The sequence below is a fragment of the Curtobacterium sp. MCPF17_011 genome (assembly GCF_003234145.1).
Classification (GTDB): Bacteria; Actinomycetota; Actinomycetes; order Actinomycetales; family Microbacteriaceae; genus Curtobacterium.
The window spans coordinates 15,989-29,736 of the sequence record NZ_QKSK01000006.1; the positions used below are offsets into that span (position 1 = coordinate 15,989).

At 69.7% G+C, this 13,748-nt stretch carries 16 protein-coding genes and 1 pseudogene; 8 read left to right on the forward strand and 9 right to left on the reverse strand.

What is annotated here, in order from left to right; genetic code table 11:
* Nucleotide 1: 1 nt before the first annotated feature.
* Nucleotides 2–628, forward strand: coding sequence for a TetR/AcrR family transcriptional regulator (locus tag DEJ25_RS16865; protein WP_220033196.1), 627 nt, complete (start codon nt 2–4; stop codon nt 626–628).
* A 2-nt stretch (nt 629–630) separates the two neighbouring features.
* Nucleotides 631–1,224 carry a TetR/AcrR family transcriptional regulator gene (locus DEJ25_RS08800; protein ID WP_181421582.1) on the forward strand — a complete coding sequence of 198 codons (594 nt, stop codon included), beginning with the start codon at nt 631–633 and terminating at the stop codon, nt 1,222–1,224.
* A gap of 85 nt (nt 1,225–1,309) precedes the next feature.
* Here DEJ25_RS08800 and DEJ25_RS08805 read toward each other — a convergent pair whose 3' ends face one another.
* From DEJ25_RS08805 to DEJ25_RS08825, 5 genes are all read right to left on the reverse strand, one after another.
* Nucleotides 1,310–1,804, reverse strand: coding sequence for a nuclear transport factor 2 family protein (locus DEJ25_RS08805; RefSeq protein ID WP_110903912.1), 495 nt, complete (start codon nt 1,802–1,804; stop codon nt 1,310–1,312).
* 24 nt (nt 1,805–1,828) lie between these two features.
* A complete protein-coding gene (locus DEJ25_RS08810; RefSeq protein ID WP_181427387.1) occupies nt 1,829–3,160 on the reverse strand; it encodes an FAD-binding oxidoreductase in 1,332 nt (443 codons plus the stop codon).
* Nucleotides 3,161–3,182: 22 nt separating this feature from the next.
* Nucleotides 3,183–3,989 carry a TetR/AcrR family transcriptional regulator gene (locus DEJ25_RS08815; RefSeq protein WP_110903910.1) on the reverse strand — a complete coding sequence of 269 codons (807 nt, stop codon included), beginning with the start codon at nt 3,987–3,989 and terminating at the stop codon, nt 3,183–3,185.
* Nucleotides 3,990–4,316: 327 nt separating this feature from the next.
* Nucleotides 4,317–5,186: a hypothetical protein gene (locus DEJ25_RS08820; protein WP_146236739.1), complete on the reverse strand. Its 870-nt coding sequence runs from the start codon at nt 5,184–5,186 to the stop codon at nt 4,317–4,319.
* Nucleotides 5,179–5,736 carry an RNA polymerase sigma factor gene (locus DEJ25_RS08825; protein ID WP_220033197.1) on the reverse strand — a complete coding sequence of 186 codons (558 nt, stop codon included), beginning with the start codon at nt 5,734–5,736 and terminating at the stop codon, nt 5,179–5,181. The genes DEJ25_RS08820 and DEJ25_RS08825 overlap by 8 nt, the downstream gene beginning before the upstream one ends.
* 192 nt (nt 5,737–5,928) lie before the next feature.
* Between DEJ25_RS08825 and DEJ25_RS08830 the strand changes: the two genes are divergently transcribed.
* On the forward strand, nt 5,929–7,101 hold the full coding sequence (locus tag DEJ25_RS08830) for a nucleotide disphospho-sugar-binding domain-containing protein (protein WP_220033198.1): 1,173 nt from the start codon (nt 5,929–5,931) through the stop codon (nt 7,099–7,101).
* A 75-nt stretch (nt 7,102–7,176) separates the two neighbouring features.
* Here DEJ25_RS08830 and DEJ25_RS08835 read toward each other — a convergent pair whose 3' ends face one another.
* On the reverse strand, nt 7,177–8,421 hold the full coding sequence (locus tag DEJ25_RS08835) for an MFS transporter (RefSeq protein ID WP_111044453.1): 1,245 nt from the start codon (nt 8,419–8,421) through the stop codon (nt 7,177–7,179).
* A gap of 497 nt (nt 8,422–8,918) precedes the next feature.
* Here DEJ25_RS08835 and DEJ25_RS08840 point away from each other — a divergent pair, with 497 nt between their 5' ends.
* From DEJ25_RS08840 to DEJ25_RS08850, 3 genes are all read left to right on the forward strand, one after another.
* On the forward strand, nt 8,919–9,512 hold the full coding sequence (locus tag DEJ25_RS08840) for a hypothetical protein (RefSeq protein WP_146240641.1): 594 nt from the start codon (nt 8,919–8,921) through the stop codon (nt 9,510–9,512).
* Entirely contained in the window at nt 9,512–9,832 is a 321-nt protein-coding gene (locus tag DEJ25_RS08845) for a PadR family transcriptional regulator (RefSeq protein ID WP_110903904.1), read from the forward strand. Before DEJ25_RS08840 ends, DEJ25_RS08845 begins: the two co-directional genes overlap by 1 nt.
* Nucleotides 9,833–10,060: 228 nt before the next feature.
* Nucleotides 10,061–10,399 (forward strand): DUF6616 family protein, encoded by a 339-nt coding sequence (locus DEJ25_RS08850; protein WP_110903903.1) that lies wholly within the window; start codon nt 10,061–10,063, stop codon nt 10,397–10,399.
* Nucleotides 10,400–10,665: 266 nt separating this feature from the next.
* Here the strand turns inward: DEJ25_RS08850 and DEJ25_RS17010 are convergent, their stop codons facing one another.
* The gene (locus DEJ25_RS17010; protein ID WP_110903902.1) at nt 10,666–10,890 is read right to left on the reverse strand and encodes a hypothetical protein; all 225 of its coding nucleotides are present in this window, start codon (nt 10,888–10,890) and stop codon (nt 10,666–10,668) included.
* Between the two features lie 290 nt (nt 10,891–11,180).
* Here DEJ25_RS17010 and DEJ25_RS17225 point away from each other — a divergent pair.
* Both DEJ25_RS17225 and DEJ25_RS08865 read left to right on the forward strand, forming a co-directional pair.
* A pseudogene (locus DEJ25_RS17225) lies at nt 11,181–11,402 on the forward strand (carboxymuconolactone decarboxylase family protein); the annotation flags it as partial.
* Nucleotides 11,403–11,523: 121 nt separating this feature from the next.
* Nucleotides 11,524–11,925, forward strand: coding sequence for a cupin domain-containing protein (locus tag DEJ25_RS08865; RefSeq protein WP_111044455.1), 402 nt, complete (start codon nt 11,524–11,526; stop codon nt 11,923–11,925).
* A gap of 110 nt (nt 11,926–12,035) precedes the next feature.
* Here DEJ25_RS08865 and DEJ25_RS08870 read toward each other — a convergent pair whose 3' ends face one another.
* Both DEJ25_RS08870 and DEJ25_RS08875 read right to left on the reverse strand, forming a co-directional pair.
* The gene (locus DEJ25_RS08870; RefSeq protein ID WP_111044456.1) at nt 12,036–12,665 is read right to left on the reverse strand and encodes a TetR/AcrR family transcriptional regulator; all 630 of its coding nucleotides are present in this window, start codon (nt 12,663–12,665) and stop codon (nt 12,036–12,038) included.
* Between the two features lie 110 nt (nt 12,666–12,775).
* Complete coding sequence (locus DEJ25_RS08875; RefSeq protein ID WP_111044457.1) at nt 12,776–13,522, reverse strand: SDR family NAD(P)-dependent oxidoreductase; 747 nt, start codon at nt 13,520–13,522, stop codon at nt 12,776–12,778.
* Nucleotides 13,523–13,748: the final 226 nt, after the last annotated feature.

Below are 13,748 nucleotides of genomic sequence, written 5' to 3' on the forward strand. Positions count from 1 at the left end.
GGTGGAGACACGTCCGTACCGGTCCCAGCGTCGGGCATCGTCCGCAGCCGAGACGCGTCGCATCGTCCTCGACGCGGCGCTCGCCGCCTACCAGGAACACGGCTACGTCCGCGCGACGATCGCAGGCATCGCTGCGCGTGCCGACGTCGCGGTCAACACGGTCTACACGAGCGTCGGCGGCAAGCCGCAACTGCTCATCGCCCTCGTCGAGTCGGCCGCCGCCGATGCCTTCCGCAGTGCGGCCGAGGGGGACGGCACCGAGGCGGCGACGGCGGAGGAGGTCGTCGCGGGGCTCGAGCGTCTGGTCGAGTCGCTCTTCATCGAGCACGCCTGGCTGCTGGGCGAGGTGTACAGCAACGTCGCGGCCGATCCGGTGATCCTGGAGTCGATCCGTCGGCTCGAGCAGCTGTACGAGGCGCGCGTGCGCGAGGCGGGCCGACGACTCGAAGCCCTGGGGTGCCTGCGTGCCGACGTCAGCGCCGAGGACGCCGCCGACGTCCTCTGGTTCTACCTCGGGTTCGGCCGCTGGAAGGTCCTGCGCGACCGCGGCTGGTCGGCGGACCGCGTGCGGTCCTGGCTCGGAGCGCAGCTGACCACCGCCCTCATCGCACCGAAGGCGACCTTGTAACTGTGGGGGTCCGTGAGCGCAACGCGGAGCACACGCGGTCGTGGATCGCGGACGCCGCGCTCGAGCTGTTCGAGGCGCATGGGTACGAGGCGACGACGCTCGACGAGTTGGCTCGGCGGGCGGGCGTGAGCGTATCGACACTGCACCGGTACTTCCCGACCAAGGACAGCCTCCTGGTCGACCATCCGATGATGGAGATCGGGACGCTCGCTCGGACGTTCCGGTCGAGGCCAACATCCGAATCCGTGGCAGAGTCGCTCGGCGCATCCGTTCGGGCGTTGCTGATCGGCGCTGACGAATCGCGCGACGTCGTGAGCCGGATCCGCGCGATCATCGATCAGGTCCCGGTCGCACGTGCCAGGATGTGGGACTCGGCCCACCGGGAGTCCGCGCTCCTCGCGGAGGCGGTACGTGAGCGACTCGCACCCGATCATCCCGACGAGGAGAGCCACCTCGCCGCGGAGTTCGCGTTCACCATCGTCGTCGCGGCATTGCAGCCCAGTGGTGGAGGCGAGGGCGGCGCAGTCGCCGCGGGCGATCGCATCCTGGCGTTGCTCGCCGACCCGGTCGTGCTCGGTCGGGTCATCCCGCGGTGAGGACGCGGCCCCCCACCCGATCGAGGTGAGGGGCCGGCGTTCGACGGACTCCCAGCGGACGTCTCAGTGCTCGGCGGCAGCAGCCTCAGCTCACCGCGGCGAGCAGGACCATGGGATCGCCCTCCATCCAGAGGCAGTCCATGACGAAGCGCGCGACGCGGGGGCCGTCCGGAGTGTTGCGGACGGTGAACGTCCACGTGTTGCCCATGAGCGCGCGCCGGGTCGCGGAAGCTTCCGGTCCGGCGCCCGGGAGGAAGTGCTGCGCGAGTGCGTAGGCCTCGATGCGGTAGCCGTCGCCCTGGGCACGGTAGGTGACGTTCGAGACCATGTGCATGGTGTCGAGCGGGCCGACGGCGCCGATCATGTTCGCGATGACGGTGTCCCGACCGGTGAGGACGGGGAACTCGAGGCCGATCTTCGTGGTCGCGGGGGTGAGGTCGACGACGACGTCCTCGGTCAGCAGACCCTGGAGCACCTCGGCAGCGGCCGTGTCGAGTGCGCGGGCCCAGGCGAGCGGGATCGGAGCGAGGGTGCGTTCGGTCTCGGCAGAGACCGCGGTCGTGATCGATTCGATGGTCATGGTGGTGTTCCTTGCTGTCAGGGGTCAGGACCGCGGACGCGGTCGTTCAGTGCGGAAGACGTCGCGCGGGTCGACGGCCGTCTTGACGCGTCGGAGACGCGCCCAGTCGTCCGTCGAGAACGCGGCTTCGGGTCGGCCGTCCTCCGGAGCGAAGTTGAGGTAGCGCGTGCCGGTGCTCCACCCGGCCATCGCTTCGACGACGTGGTGGGTTTCGGCGATCCCCGTCGCGTCGTCGTGGGGCATGCCGATCGACACCGCCCAGAGCACGTACGCAGCATCAGCGGTGGAGATCGTGCGCCCCGTCTGCGGTGTTCGGGCGAGGGCGCCACCGATGTGGCGGAGCTCGACGATGTGCAGGCCGGTACCCGATTCCGGTCCGACCTGCTCGAGGAGCGCCTGTTGCACGTCCGAGGTCAATCCGGTGAGCATCGACGTGTCCTCCGAGAACGGAGCGGGGTCGACCGGATCGTTGTGGACGCGCTCGAACCCCTCGGACGGCGTCTCCTGCACGGTGTCCAGCAGGAGCGGTGCCGCGTTGCGGAGCGGCGCCAGCAGCAGGTCGATGTCCTCCGCCGACTTGATGAGTGCGACACGCACGTGCAGGACGAAACGTCCGGCGAGCATCTCCGGGATGCCAGGAACGGGCGGGAGACGCAGGAACGCGACGGACAGCGTCAACTCGTCGGGCGCGTCAGCGGTCACCCGCGCGAACGCGGCGAGCACCGCTTCAGCATGGGCGCCGTCGAAGAAGAGGCCGCCACCGACGAACCGACTGACGGGGAACAGTTCGATCTCCATCCCCGTGACGATCCCGATCGAGCTCCGGCCGCCGCGGATGGCCCAGAACAGCTCGCTGTTCTCGGAGGCGTCCGCGTGGAGGAGCGTGCCGTCGGCCGTGACCACGTCGAGCGCGATGACGTGATGTGCACCCCACCCGTACTTCCGGCCGAGGATCGGGCTGAGGCCGCCACCGAGCGTGAAGCCGACGACGCCGACGTGACCGGAGGACCCGTGGATCGGCGTCAGATGGTGCTGCGCAGTCTTCGGGACGACGTCGTTCCACCGGGCGCCGGCGCCGACGATCGCCCGTCGACCGGGTCCGTCGACCTCGACGTCGTTCATCCGACTCGTGTTGACGAGCAGGCCGTGCTCGAGCGGTGCTACTCCGTGGTGGCCGGTCGCGACGACGGCGATCGGGAGACCGTGGTCGTTCGCGAACGTGACAGCGAGCACGACGTCAGCCGCGCTCTCGGTGAGGACGACGAGATCGGGTCGTCGGTGGCTCGCCAGGTTGTACCCGGTGCACGCGGCGAGGTACTCCTCGTCGTCCGGGGTGAGGGCCGTTCCGTCGAGCATCGCGGTGAGCCGCAGGATGTCTTCAGATGAGAAGGGCGTCTCCGGGAGAACCGGGGGTGGTGATGTCGGGGTCATTGCGTGCCTCCTGGAAAGCGGGTCCCGCCGCGGTGACGACGGACGCCGACGGGCGGACTGGCCCGCGGTGTCGGCAGTCTCTGCCGTGCGGCGCAGGCCGCGCGTCGGTGGTTCCGCTGAGGACGGCGTGGTGTTCCCCGAGCGGAGCAGCGTGGAACGTGTCGATGAGTTCGAGCCCGATGTCCCTGGCCGCCCGGTGCGGCTGCGTCCTCGCGACATCCAGAGCGGTGGTCACGATCATCATCGCGCTGCCGGCTGCGATCGCCGCCGAGTACGGGAGCGGCGCGTTCCCGGTTTCCCGGCTGATCGCGCGGTCGCGGACGGCACGTGCGAGCATCTCGTTCTCACGCGAGAAGAAGTCGTGCACGCGTGCCTGCGCGGACGGCACCTGATCGATGAGGGTACGGATCCGCCGGAGGAACAGCCGGTCGGAATCGGCCCGCCTGAGGAAGGCGAGCACGGCGTCCTCGAGAGCGGTGTCGAGGGAAGTGCCTGGCGCACTCGCACCGAACAGTGCTGACAGGCCACCGATGTAGAGCCGCGGGTGTCCGACGAGGATCCTGTCCTTCGCGGAGTAGTACCGGTGGAGTGTCGACACGCTGACCCCGGAGTGGCGTGCGATGTCCTCGAGCGTGGTCCTGTCGTAGCCGTGTCGCTCGAACAGCTCCAGGCCGGACTCCGCGATGTCCATGCGGAGTCGGAGCGCGTTCCGGGCGCGGATTCCACGGACGGAGACGACCGGATCGTGCAACATGCTCGTGCTCCTCGTTCAGTCTGCTCGTGTCCTCATCCGTGAGGTGCATCGCTCAACGGTCACCGAGCGGCGGTCTCCGTGCCTCCGTGGGAACACCGGTCATCAGCAGATCGACCGTGTCCGACCCGCGGATTCCGGTGATCGTGCGGATGTTCGTGGTCGGGTTGCCTCCTCCCGTCGAAGTCGTGCTGGTGGACGTCGTCGGGATCGTCCCCGCCCCGGGTCGTGCGCTGTGAGAGCCGCGCGGCCCGGGTCGGGATCGCCGGCCGCGTAGCCGGCCGGCGGTCCCTCTTCCGTCGTCGAGACCCTTGCGGGCGGAGTGGCGCGTCAGCGGACCCGGTCCCAGGTGAGGTCCTGGGCGGTCCCGGTGTGTTGCGTCCCGTCCTTCGTCGTCCAGGTCAACGTGATCGCGCCGAGGTCCGGCAGGGTCCGGAGGCCAGGCGAAGGCCACCACATGGACCACAGGCCGTCGTCCACGGACGTGGTCACCGCCGGGTGGCCCGGCATCTCGATGGTGAGCGAGGTGACGTCGGATCCTGCCTGTCCGTACCCGCTCATCGTCGCGTTGTCATCGTCCCCCTGACCACCGAACGTCTGCAGGTTCAGCGATTGCGGACGGAGCGTCTTGAGGGGCGAGGCAGCGTCGTCGATGCGTTCCGACGTCGCGATGCCGTTCGGGCCAGCAAGGCACCACACGCGCGGTGCACCGGCACCGCCAGAGGAGATCAGACTCGTCACTTCGCCCCGCTGTTCGACGTTCGTCACGGTGACGACGGCAGCTTCACGGGGTGTCAACTCATGCTCGGCGTACCCGCGCAAGCACTGGACGGCGAGGTCATGGACATCCGTGGTCGCCGGGGGTGTCGACGCGATCGGGGTCCATGAACTGACCTGTGCAGTGGTCAACGTCGCCGAGTTCGCAGAACCGCCGATGACGTGCACCAGGTGCGCGAGCGGCCCGGTCCCGATGAGACTCACACCGCCGACTGCGGCAGCCACGGTCAGCGCCCCGGCGAGCATCCACGGACGGGCACGATGCGTCCGACGCTTCGAGGGCGCCGGACGAGTGGTGGCCCAGTCCGGCGGTGTGGCACTGATCGCGCGAAGCAACGCATCGGCGCGGTCGGCCTCCTGAGGAGTCAGCGGGCGGGCGGGTTCTGCGTCGTGGCGCTGGAGGAGTTCGTGGACGTCAAACATGGGAGCTTCCGTTCGTCGTGCTGGGGATGCCGGGAGGAGCCACCGGGCTGTGGTCATCCGATGCGTCCGCATCGAAGGCGGAGAGGAACGTGCCAAGCCGCCGTCGGGCCCGTGAGGAGCGCATGGAGCAAGCGGCACGGGAGATGCCGAGGACCGCCGCCGATTCGGCGGCAGTCATCCCCTCCCACGCTTGGAGCGCGAGCACCTCACGGTCGAGGGCGTCGAGCTGGTGCCACGCATCGGCCAGGCGCCGACGTTCGCCGACGAGGGCTGCAGGGTCGCGGGAGGCGTCGGAGGCGGAGTCGCCGGCGATGCGGACGTGCAGCGCGCTTCGCCGCCCCTGGGCCCGGACGGCGTTGAGCATGGTGTTCCTGGCAGTCCGGTACAACCACGGCAGGGGAGCGACCGCCATCTCCTCCTGCTTGTGCCAGGCGGTGGTGAAGGTCTCGGCGACGATGTCGTCGACATCAGCCGTCGGCGCCCTGCGCGCGACGAAGCGGAGGACGGACGGGTAGTGCTCTCGGTAGATCGAGGTGAAGTCGTGGGCCACTGGTGGTCCTTTCGGTCGTTCACCTGTTTGTGTCCGGCGGACACCCGGATGCAACACCCGGAGCTGATCGGATTCCGGTTCCGCAGCAGAGATCAGCACTCCGTGGTCGCACTGATGCGTGCACCTCTCAGGACCGTCAGCCTCTGACGGTCCGTCCAAGTCCCTGCACCTCGACTCCCATCGGAGCTCACCATGCGCATCGCCTTCGCCGCGAACCCGCTTCCCGGTCACATCATCCCGATGATCCCGCTCATGCGCGCTGCCCTCGCCGCGGGTCATCACGTCGCCGTCATCACGGCCGCCGCAGCCAGCTCGTTCATCGCCGCGGAAGCGAGCCCGGACATCGATGTGCTCTCTGCGGGACTCCCGACGCTCGAGGCGATGCAGGTCATGCGTCGACAGACCGGGGTGAGCCCTGCGACCGAACCACGGCCGGACGTGATCGCGGAGTACTTCGCAGTCCGCCGGGTGGGCAACGACGCGGACGATGCGGTCCGCGTTGCGCGTGCGTGGCAGCCGGACGTGGTGGTCAGTGAGAGCTCCGACCACGTCGGCCCGTACGTCGCGGAGGCGTTGAGTGTGCCGTTCTTCCGGCACACGTACGGACCTGAACGGTCGGAGGCGGTGCGCATCGCGATGGCTGCGGCAGTGGATCGGGCATCACGTGACCGTGGTGTGGTGCTCCCTGCGGTGACCGCCTGGATCGACGCCTACCCGTCTTTCCTGGAGGACGCGGCGACGCAACGGCCTGGGCAGCGGATCTCGATGCGTCCGGAACCCCACCGTCGTCACCCGTCAGCCGCTGACGAGGTCGTCGACCTGCCGGAGGCCGCCGACGGGCGGCGGCGGGTCCTGGTGACCATGGGCACCGTGTTCACCGACCAGCACCTCCTCGACCGGGTGATCGCTTCCATCCGGGCGACCGACCTCGCCGCCGACCTGGTCGTCACTGCGGTGAACGGCGTCGGTGCGGTGATCGAACCGGGGTCGGCGGTGACCGTCCTCAACGTCCCGTTCCGAGCACTCACAGAGCTGCTCGACGCTGTCGACGTTGTCGTCACCGTCGGCGGTGCCGGGACGGTACTGGGGGCCTTGACGCTCGGTGTCCCGATGGTCGTGATGCCGCAGGGCGCGGACCACGAGGTGAACGCCGCGCGCGCAGTCGCGGCCGGATCGGCGCTCGTCGAGCGCGACCCTGTGGCCATCGGCCCGGTGCTGCGCCGACTTCTCCAGGACGACCGGATGGCGCTGTCGGCCCGGTGGACCGCCGCACGCATCGGGGACCTGCCCCCCGTGACCGATGCGCTTGCACGCCTCGAGGCACTGTCGACGGACCTCGCTGGGGGAGCGGTACGAGCCGGCTGATGGATGGGTGGCTCCAGCAGCGAGAGGGGGAACGACCAGCAGGCCGCGCCCCCTCTCGCTGTTGCCCGCAGTCCGTCAGGCAGCGCGGCGCCCCGTCGCCACGACGAGCGGCACGGCGGTCAAGAGTGCGGCAGCGATGACCACCACCGCGAAGCCCGTGAGCGCGGTGGTGAGGCTGACCATCAGGGTCGCGACGCCGATGCCGACCACTGGAACGGTGAGGCCGATGTACCCGACGAGGAAGATCCCGGCGAGGACCTCGCCGCGGTGCTCGGGCGCGGCGAGTCCGCCGGCGGTAGCGAGTGCGGCCGTGAACAGCAGGCCGGCGCCAGCGCCGCTGACGATCCCGCCGACGAAGAACGACGCGAGGCCGCCGGACGTGACGACGACCACCGTGACCAGGGCGATCCCTACGGCCAGCAGTCCTGCACCGATGCCGATCTTCCGGCGGGGCGGGATCGCGCGCAACAGGATCTGCGCGACCGCTCCCGCTGTGAACGTGACGAACACGACCGATCCCGAAGCCGCGGGGGAGGTGATGTGCAGCTGTCCGGCGACGACGACCGGGACGAGGGAAGTGAAGAGTCCGAGGACCGCGAACGCGGCGAACGTGATCCCGCCCGCGAGGAGGAAGACTCCGCGCGCATCCGCCGGGACCCGGATCCGCTGCGGCCGGTACGGAGCGCGCACCTCCTGCGACGACGCAGTCTCGGGCACCAGAGTGATCCCCACGAGTGCGAGCACCATCAACACCAGGAACACCGCGAACGGAGTGACCGTCGGAGCCGGCGCCCACTGCGCCAGCACACCGGAGACCAAGGCACCGGCACCGAACCCGCCCAGATTCGCGGCACCCGAGACGATCTGTCCCCTGGCCGGGGTGGAGCCCGGACGGTGTCGTCGGTGGAGCTCCATGATGTGTGCGGTGATCGTCGCGGTGAGCATGCCGACCCCGAGGCCGGAGAGGACCCGCGCCACGATCAGCCCGGAGAGTGCTGGCCACACCAGGAACACCACTGCTGACACCAGCTCGACCACGACTCCAGCCACCACCAGCGGACGCCGACCGACGGTGTCGCCGAGGTGCCCGACGAGGAAGAGACTGATGACGACACCGACGGCGTACGCGGCGAACGCGATCGTGATCGCGAAGGTCGAGAAGCCGTCACGCTGCTGGAGCAGCCCCCAGAGCGGTGTCGGGGCGGTGCTGTAGGCCATCACGACGAAGAACGTCGCCGCCGCGATCCAGAAGCCGGCGCCGTGACCGAACCCGCGTCCTCGGGGTGCGGCGGGCTGGGGAGCCCCATTCCTGATGTCCATCGTGTTCCTTCTCCACTGGTGGGCTGCTCTGAGCAGACGCGTTCAAGTGGACCGCGTCCGATCGATCGGGTGCAGCCGATCCCGGTCGCCCGCATCCTCCATCTGCGGACCAGGGGGCGCGCCCGTGAAGCCACTGAGATCAACGCCCTCGGTCCTCGGGCTCACCGTGCCGGTCGAGGACACGATCCGGTCACGACGCAGCGTCATGACCGGCTTACGCGATATAGATAGAGACAACGTCGGGCGCGAGCACCGCGCCCCGTGAGAGAGGACCGCCCTTGCACCACGAACCACGACGAACCGCCCGGACAGCCCACTGGTGGGTGGACCGTGCGGCCGACTTGTCGCCCGCCGAGGTCCGCGAGGACCGCCGCGAGCAGTGGCACGCCGATGTCTTCGGTGCGACCGAGGTCGGCGTCCCGCCTCGTGGCCTCGTGCTGGGGATGGTCCTGACCGCTGCCTTCCACCGCTCCGCACGCCCCCATCCAGGAGGATCCATGACCGCGCTCCACACGCCGCACGGCCGCGCTGCGCGACTGCTCATCACCGCTGCGGTGTTGTCCGTCGTCACCTCGTCCGTGCTGCAGCGGACCGTGTTCTTCGTCTGGACCAGCACGCAGCAGCAGCGGGTCGGCGGGGTCCTGCAGCTCGCACTCGGGGTCATCGTCCCGGTCACCCTGGTGCTCGTCGCCCTGTCGCGGGTGGCGGGGGGGCGTCGTCGCTGGGCCGCCGCCGTGCTCGCCGTCGCCGGTTCCGGCTCGCTGCTGGTCGGCGCGGCATTGGGCGGCAGCGTGTGGGTCGTCTGCGCGGGTGTCGGGTTCGCCGGGCTGCTCGCGGCATGGTTCGTGGCGAACCAGGCCAGAACGCGCATCTGGTGGCTCGTTGCGGCCCCCGCCGTGGTGCTGATCGCGCTCGACGTGGCAGTGCGCGGAGCGCAAGCCGCGCTCGATGTGCCGACGCTGGCCCGGTCGGCCGTCTGGGAGACGGAGCGGATGCTCGCCTTCACCGTCCCGTTGGTGGTGACCGTCGTCGTCGCCCTGGCGCTGCCGTTCCTCGAGGGTCGCTCCGACGCACGGCGGGTGACCGCGTGATGGAGCCACTCACCCGCGTCACCGCGTCGACGATCGACGTGCTCTCCGCACTCCTCGACCACGACGGTCCGGTCTGGGGGCTGCTCGTGATCAAGTCGACCGAGCGGCCGGCCGGTACCGTCTACCCGATCCTGGAACGCCTGGAGAGTCGTGGATGGATCACGTCCACCTGGGAGGACGACACCGAACGGTCCGGACCTCGCCGGCGGCTCTACGAATTCACGCCTGATGGGCGCGCTGCCGCAAGCGAGGCTCGGGCCGTGTTCCGTCGACGGCAGGTGCCTGAGCGCCGCCCGAGCGGGCAGCCCGTGATCTCGTGACCATGGCGGAGGTCATCGTCGAGGTCGCCGCGGACCTCTCGCCCGCCTCCACCGCGCGCTCCCGCTCGCCGAGCACGTGCCGGTCGCGGCCCTGCCCGCCCATCGGGGAAGGAGCTCGTCGTGGGGCAGGTACGTGGGACCACCGATGACGGTTTCATGATCCGTCGTCAAGATCACAACCGTTCAGTCCGTACCGTCGCGGCTCGAACTCAATGATCGGAGAACGGCATGTACACAGTCATCGAGCAGTGGACGCCGAAGCAGGCGTTCCTTGATGCATCGATCGAGGAGCGCGGGGCGCTCTTCACGACCGTCGGCGCGACGTTGACGGAACTCGAAGAGATCGGAGTGCGCTGTCTTGGCGCGAGTGCCACACGGGCAGCGCCGTCAGCGACAGCGCACAACTGGTTCGCCGTCTGGGAGATGTCGGATGAGGCCTCGGTCAGCGCGTTCTTCGACGTCGTGAACGCCTCGGGCTGGTACGACTACTTCGACCAGGTGAACACCGTCGGCGAGTGCGTCCCCATCGCCGACGTTCTCGCGCAGCACATGGTCTTGCGCCCGTAGTCCGGCCGCGGTCGCAACGCTGCTGCACGACGCTCACCCAGTCGTCCCGCGCACCTGCAGCATCGTCGAAGGCCCTCAGGTCCAGCCTGAGGGCCTTCGTTCTCTCCCGATCCGAGCGTCGAACGTTCGGGTGAACGCGACGACCAGCTCGATGTCGTGCTCTCCCGCAGGGGTCGGTCATGCTGCGTGGACGTGCTCGATGGGCTCCGCCTCGAGCCAGATCCTGTTGAACCCGACGGGCGGTGGAACCACGCCCAGAGTCGTCATCACCGGCGCCCTGCTGGACCGCCACCCGCGGAGTTGTCGGTGGCCTCGGCCGTTGCCGAACGGCTGCCGGTCGAGGTGTCCCCGGGGGCGGAGCCGGACCTGCCCGCTTGGGAGGCTGAGGTGCATCCAGCGAGCAGTACCGCGACGGCGAGCACGACCGGGATGCCCGCGACGCGTCGCAGGGAGCGCGGACGGAGCAGGGTCTGGTTGCGGTTGCTGGTCATGGTGGACGACCGTACGAGCTTCGTGGTCGCGGAGGGGTGCTCTGGTGGAGCATCTCTCCGCGCAGCGCCTCGGCCTACCGTGGGACACGGTCGCGCAGGTGGCGGCCGGCGAGGAAGGGAACAGCACCATGCCCATCCGTGACGCGGCACGGCAGGAGGTGGTGACGGTCCTTTCCGGCAGCCCGTCCGACCTCGCCACGACGGGCCCCGAGTTCATCGAGCTCTCCCAGGACTTCGCCTTCGACGAGGTACTCCGCCACACCTCGCTGTCCCGCGCGGACCGGTTGACGATGCAGCTCGCCGTCGGACGGGCGACGCAGAGCGAGATCGCTCCCGCCGATGCCGTCCACGTCCAGGAGTTCCTGTCCGGCAACTGCTTCGGTGACTACTACACCCGCACCGGACTGGACGTGCAGCGCCGCGAGCTCCTGACGTTCGCGGTCCTCGTCGGCCTCGGCGGTGCCGATGCCCAGGTCGCCGGACACGTCGCGATGAACCGCAACGTCGGCAACACCCGGCAGGACCTGCTCGACGTGCTCACCGTCCTCGTGCCGTACGTCGGCTACCCCGCACCCGCAACGGCCTCGCCGCCGTCAACGACGGCGCTCCCGCCGACAACGGAAAGGAACAGGCATGAACATCGAACCCCACACCCCGACCCAGAAGAACCCGCCGGAGCAGTTCGCGGGCGACGTCTGGGTGGACATGATCGTCGCCCCGCACGAGGCGGGCCAGCACGCCACCGCGGCGCTCGTCCGGTTCGCGCCCGGCGCCCGCACCGCGTGGCACTCCCACGAGAAGGGTCAGTACCTGCACGTCACCGCCGGCATCGCTCGGTTCGGGACGCGCGACGGCGAGATCATCGAGGTCCACGCCGGGCAGACCCTGTACACGGCCCCGGGCGAGGAGCACTTCCACTCGGCCCCCGAGGACGGCTTCATGGAGCACATCGCGTTCCTCGAACTCGGTGAGGACCCGAGCGTCGCGACGACGTGGAAGGAACACGTCACCGACGACGAGCTCGCCGGTCGCTGATCGCGACGCGGGAAGGTCGTCTGACAGACGGGAGGCGCGGTGCCAGGTGGCACCGCGCCTCCCGTCTGCTCACGGGGAACGCGTTGTCGTCGCCGTGACGCCTTCGTCCGTCAGGACCAGTCGCCGTCCGACGTGCCGAGGTGCTCGCGTCCCAGGTCGGTGATCGGGACCGCGGCGAGGCTGGTCAGCCCGATGTCGAGCAGCGTCGCGCGGGAGACGCCGGATCCGCCGAGGGTGGAGATCCCCTCGATGACCGCGCAGAAGTACGCTCCCAACGAGCCGGAGTCGGCTGTGCCCTCGATCTCCCCGGCGTCCTGCGCCTCGGCGATGCAGGCGCCGTAGTGGTCCCGCATGGCGTCGAACGAGGCAGCGACGGTGGCGGCGACCTCGGCGTCCTGCGTCGCCAGCTCGACGGCGGCCTTCGTGAAGAGGGACGGCGGAGCCTGCGATTCCCCGTGTTCGACGGCGACCTTCACGAGTTGCGCCCGGATCCGCCCGATCGGGCTGTCCGAGCCGTGGCGGATCGACTCGACGGCATCGACCGCCTCGGCGGCGTCGCTGAGGAACGCCCGCATGAACAGTTCCTTCTTGCCGCCGAAGGCGTTGTAGAGGCTCTGTCGCGCGAGACCGGTGGCCTCGAGGAGGGTGTCGAGGGACGTCCCGGCGTAGCCCGTCTCGGCGAACGCCTTCCGGGCGCGTGCGACGACGTCGGCTTCGTCGAACGTCCGAGGTCTCGGCACGGTCGTCCTCCTGGTCTGCTGCGGGGCTGTCATGACCATCATGACGCAGCGGGCATGGCCCCAGCTCGGGTGGTGCACCACCCGAGCCCGGTCCGGCGCCGGCCTCGCCGTCAGACGATCGAGGCGCCGCCGTCGACCAGGACCTCGCTGCCGGTCATGCCCGAGCTCTGGTCCGAGACCAGGAACAGGACGGTGGCGGCGATCTCCTCGGGCCGGAGCAGTCGACCGAGCGCGACCGAGGAGGCGATCTGCGCCAGGAGGGCGTCCGGGTCGCTCGGCGCGAGGCCCTTGAGGCCGGGCGTCTCGGTGGGGCCGGGGACGATGGTGTTGATGCGGATCCCTCGAGGAGCCAGGTCGGCCGCCCACGTGCGCGTCATCGCCGCGACTGCCGCCTTGGAACCGCCGTAGAGCCCGAAGTCACGCTCCGTGCCGGACGCCGCGGTCGAGCCGGTCACGACGATCGCGGCACCCTCGTTCAGCAGGGGCAGGGCGCCTTGGATCGTCAGCGTGGTGCCGCGCACGTTCGTCGCGAAGGCGATGTCGATGTCCTCGGCCGTCACCTCGGCGAGTGGCTTGAACTCGCCCAGTCCGGCATTGGCGTGCACCGCGTCGAGTCCGGTGCCGCGCGCTGCGATCACCTCGAAGAGCGTGAGCACGTCGGCCGGGTCGGAGGCGTCCGCCCGGACCGCGGTGACGGCGTCGCCGAACTCGGCCTCGACGGCGTCGAGTTGCGCCTGCCGACGGCCGGTGACGAAGACGTGGGCGCCCTCGTCGACGAAGCGACGGACGACCGCCTCGCCGATCCCCGAGGTGCCGCCGGTCACCAGTGCGGTCTTGCCGGTGAGCGCTGCGTTCATGATGGAGCTCCGTTCGCGTAGTGGACTGATCGGTCCCGAACGTACGCCTGCTGGACCGATCAGTCAAGAACTGCGCCAGCGACTTCCCTGAGCGTCTTCGACTGTTCCCGCTGCGTCCGGATCGTTAATCTACCTAGCTAGAAGAGGGGTTGCTTGCCCCTCGATCCGAGAGGAGACGACCATGCGGCACACACGACGCCGGATCACCCACGCGGCCGACGGGGGC

What these genes read in the sequence shown, in the direction of transcription:
- DEJ25_RS08820 (WP_146236739.1), bottom strand. Translation starts at nt 5,186, where the DNA reads ATGTTTGACGTCCACGAACTCCTCCAGCGCCACGACGCAGAACCCGCC.
- DEJ25_RS08830 (WP_220033198.1), top strand. Translation starts at nt 5,929, where the DNA reads ATGCGCATCGCCTTCGCCGCGAACCCGCTTCCCGGTCACATCATCCCG.
- DEJ25_RS17010 (WP_110903902.1), bottom strand. Translation starts at nt 10,890, where the DNA reads ATGACCAGCAACCGCAACCAGACCCTGCTCCGTCCGCGCTCCCTGCGA.
- DEJ25_RS08875 (WP_111044457.1), bottom strand. Translation starts at nt 13,522, where the DNA reads ATGAACGCAGCGCTCACCGGCAAGACCGCACTGGTGACCGGCGGCACC.
- DEJ25_RS08815 (WP_110903910.1), bottom strand. Translation starts at nt 3,989, where the DNA reads ATGTTGCACGATCCGGTCGTCTCCGTCCGTGGAATCCGCGCCCGGAAC.
- DEJ25_RS08835 (WP_111044453.1), bottom strand. Translation starts at nt 8,421, where the DNA reads ATGGACATCAGGAATGGGGCTCCCCAGCCCGCCGCACCCCGAGGACGC.
- DEJ25_RS08805 (WP_110903912.1), bottom strand. Translation starts at nt 1,804, where the DNA reads ATGACCATCGAATCGATCACGACCGCGGTCTCTGCCGAGACCGAACGC.
- DEJ25_RS08865 (WP_111044455.1), top strand. Translation starts at nt 11,524, where the DNA reads ATGAACATCGAACCCCACACCCCGACCCAGAAGAACCCGCCGGAGCAG.
- DEJ25_RS08845 (WP_110903904.1), top strand. Translation starts at nt 9,512, where the DNA reads ATGGAGCCACTCACCCGCGTCACCGCGTCGACGATCGACGTGCTCTCC.
- DEJ25_RS08850 (WP_110903903.1), top strand. Translation starts at nt 10,061, where the DNA reads ATGTACACAGTCATCGAGCAGTGGACGCCGAAGCAGGCGTTCCTTGAT.
- DEJ25_RS08840 (WP_146240641.1), top strand. Translation starts at nt 8,919, where the DNA reads ATGACCGCGCTCCACACGCCGCACGGCCGCGCTGCGCGACTGCTCATC.
- DEJ25_RS08810 (WP_181427387.1), bottom strand. Translation starts at nt 3,160, where the DNA reads ATGCTCGACGGAACGGCCCTCACCCCGGACGACGAGGAGTACCTCGCC.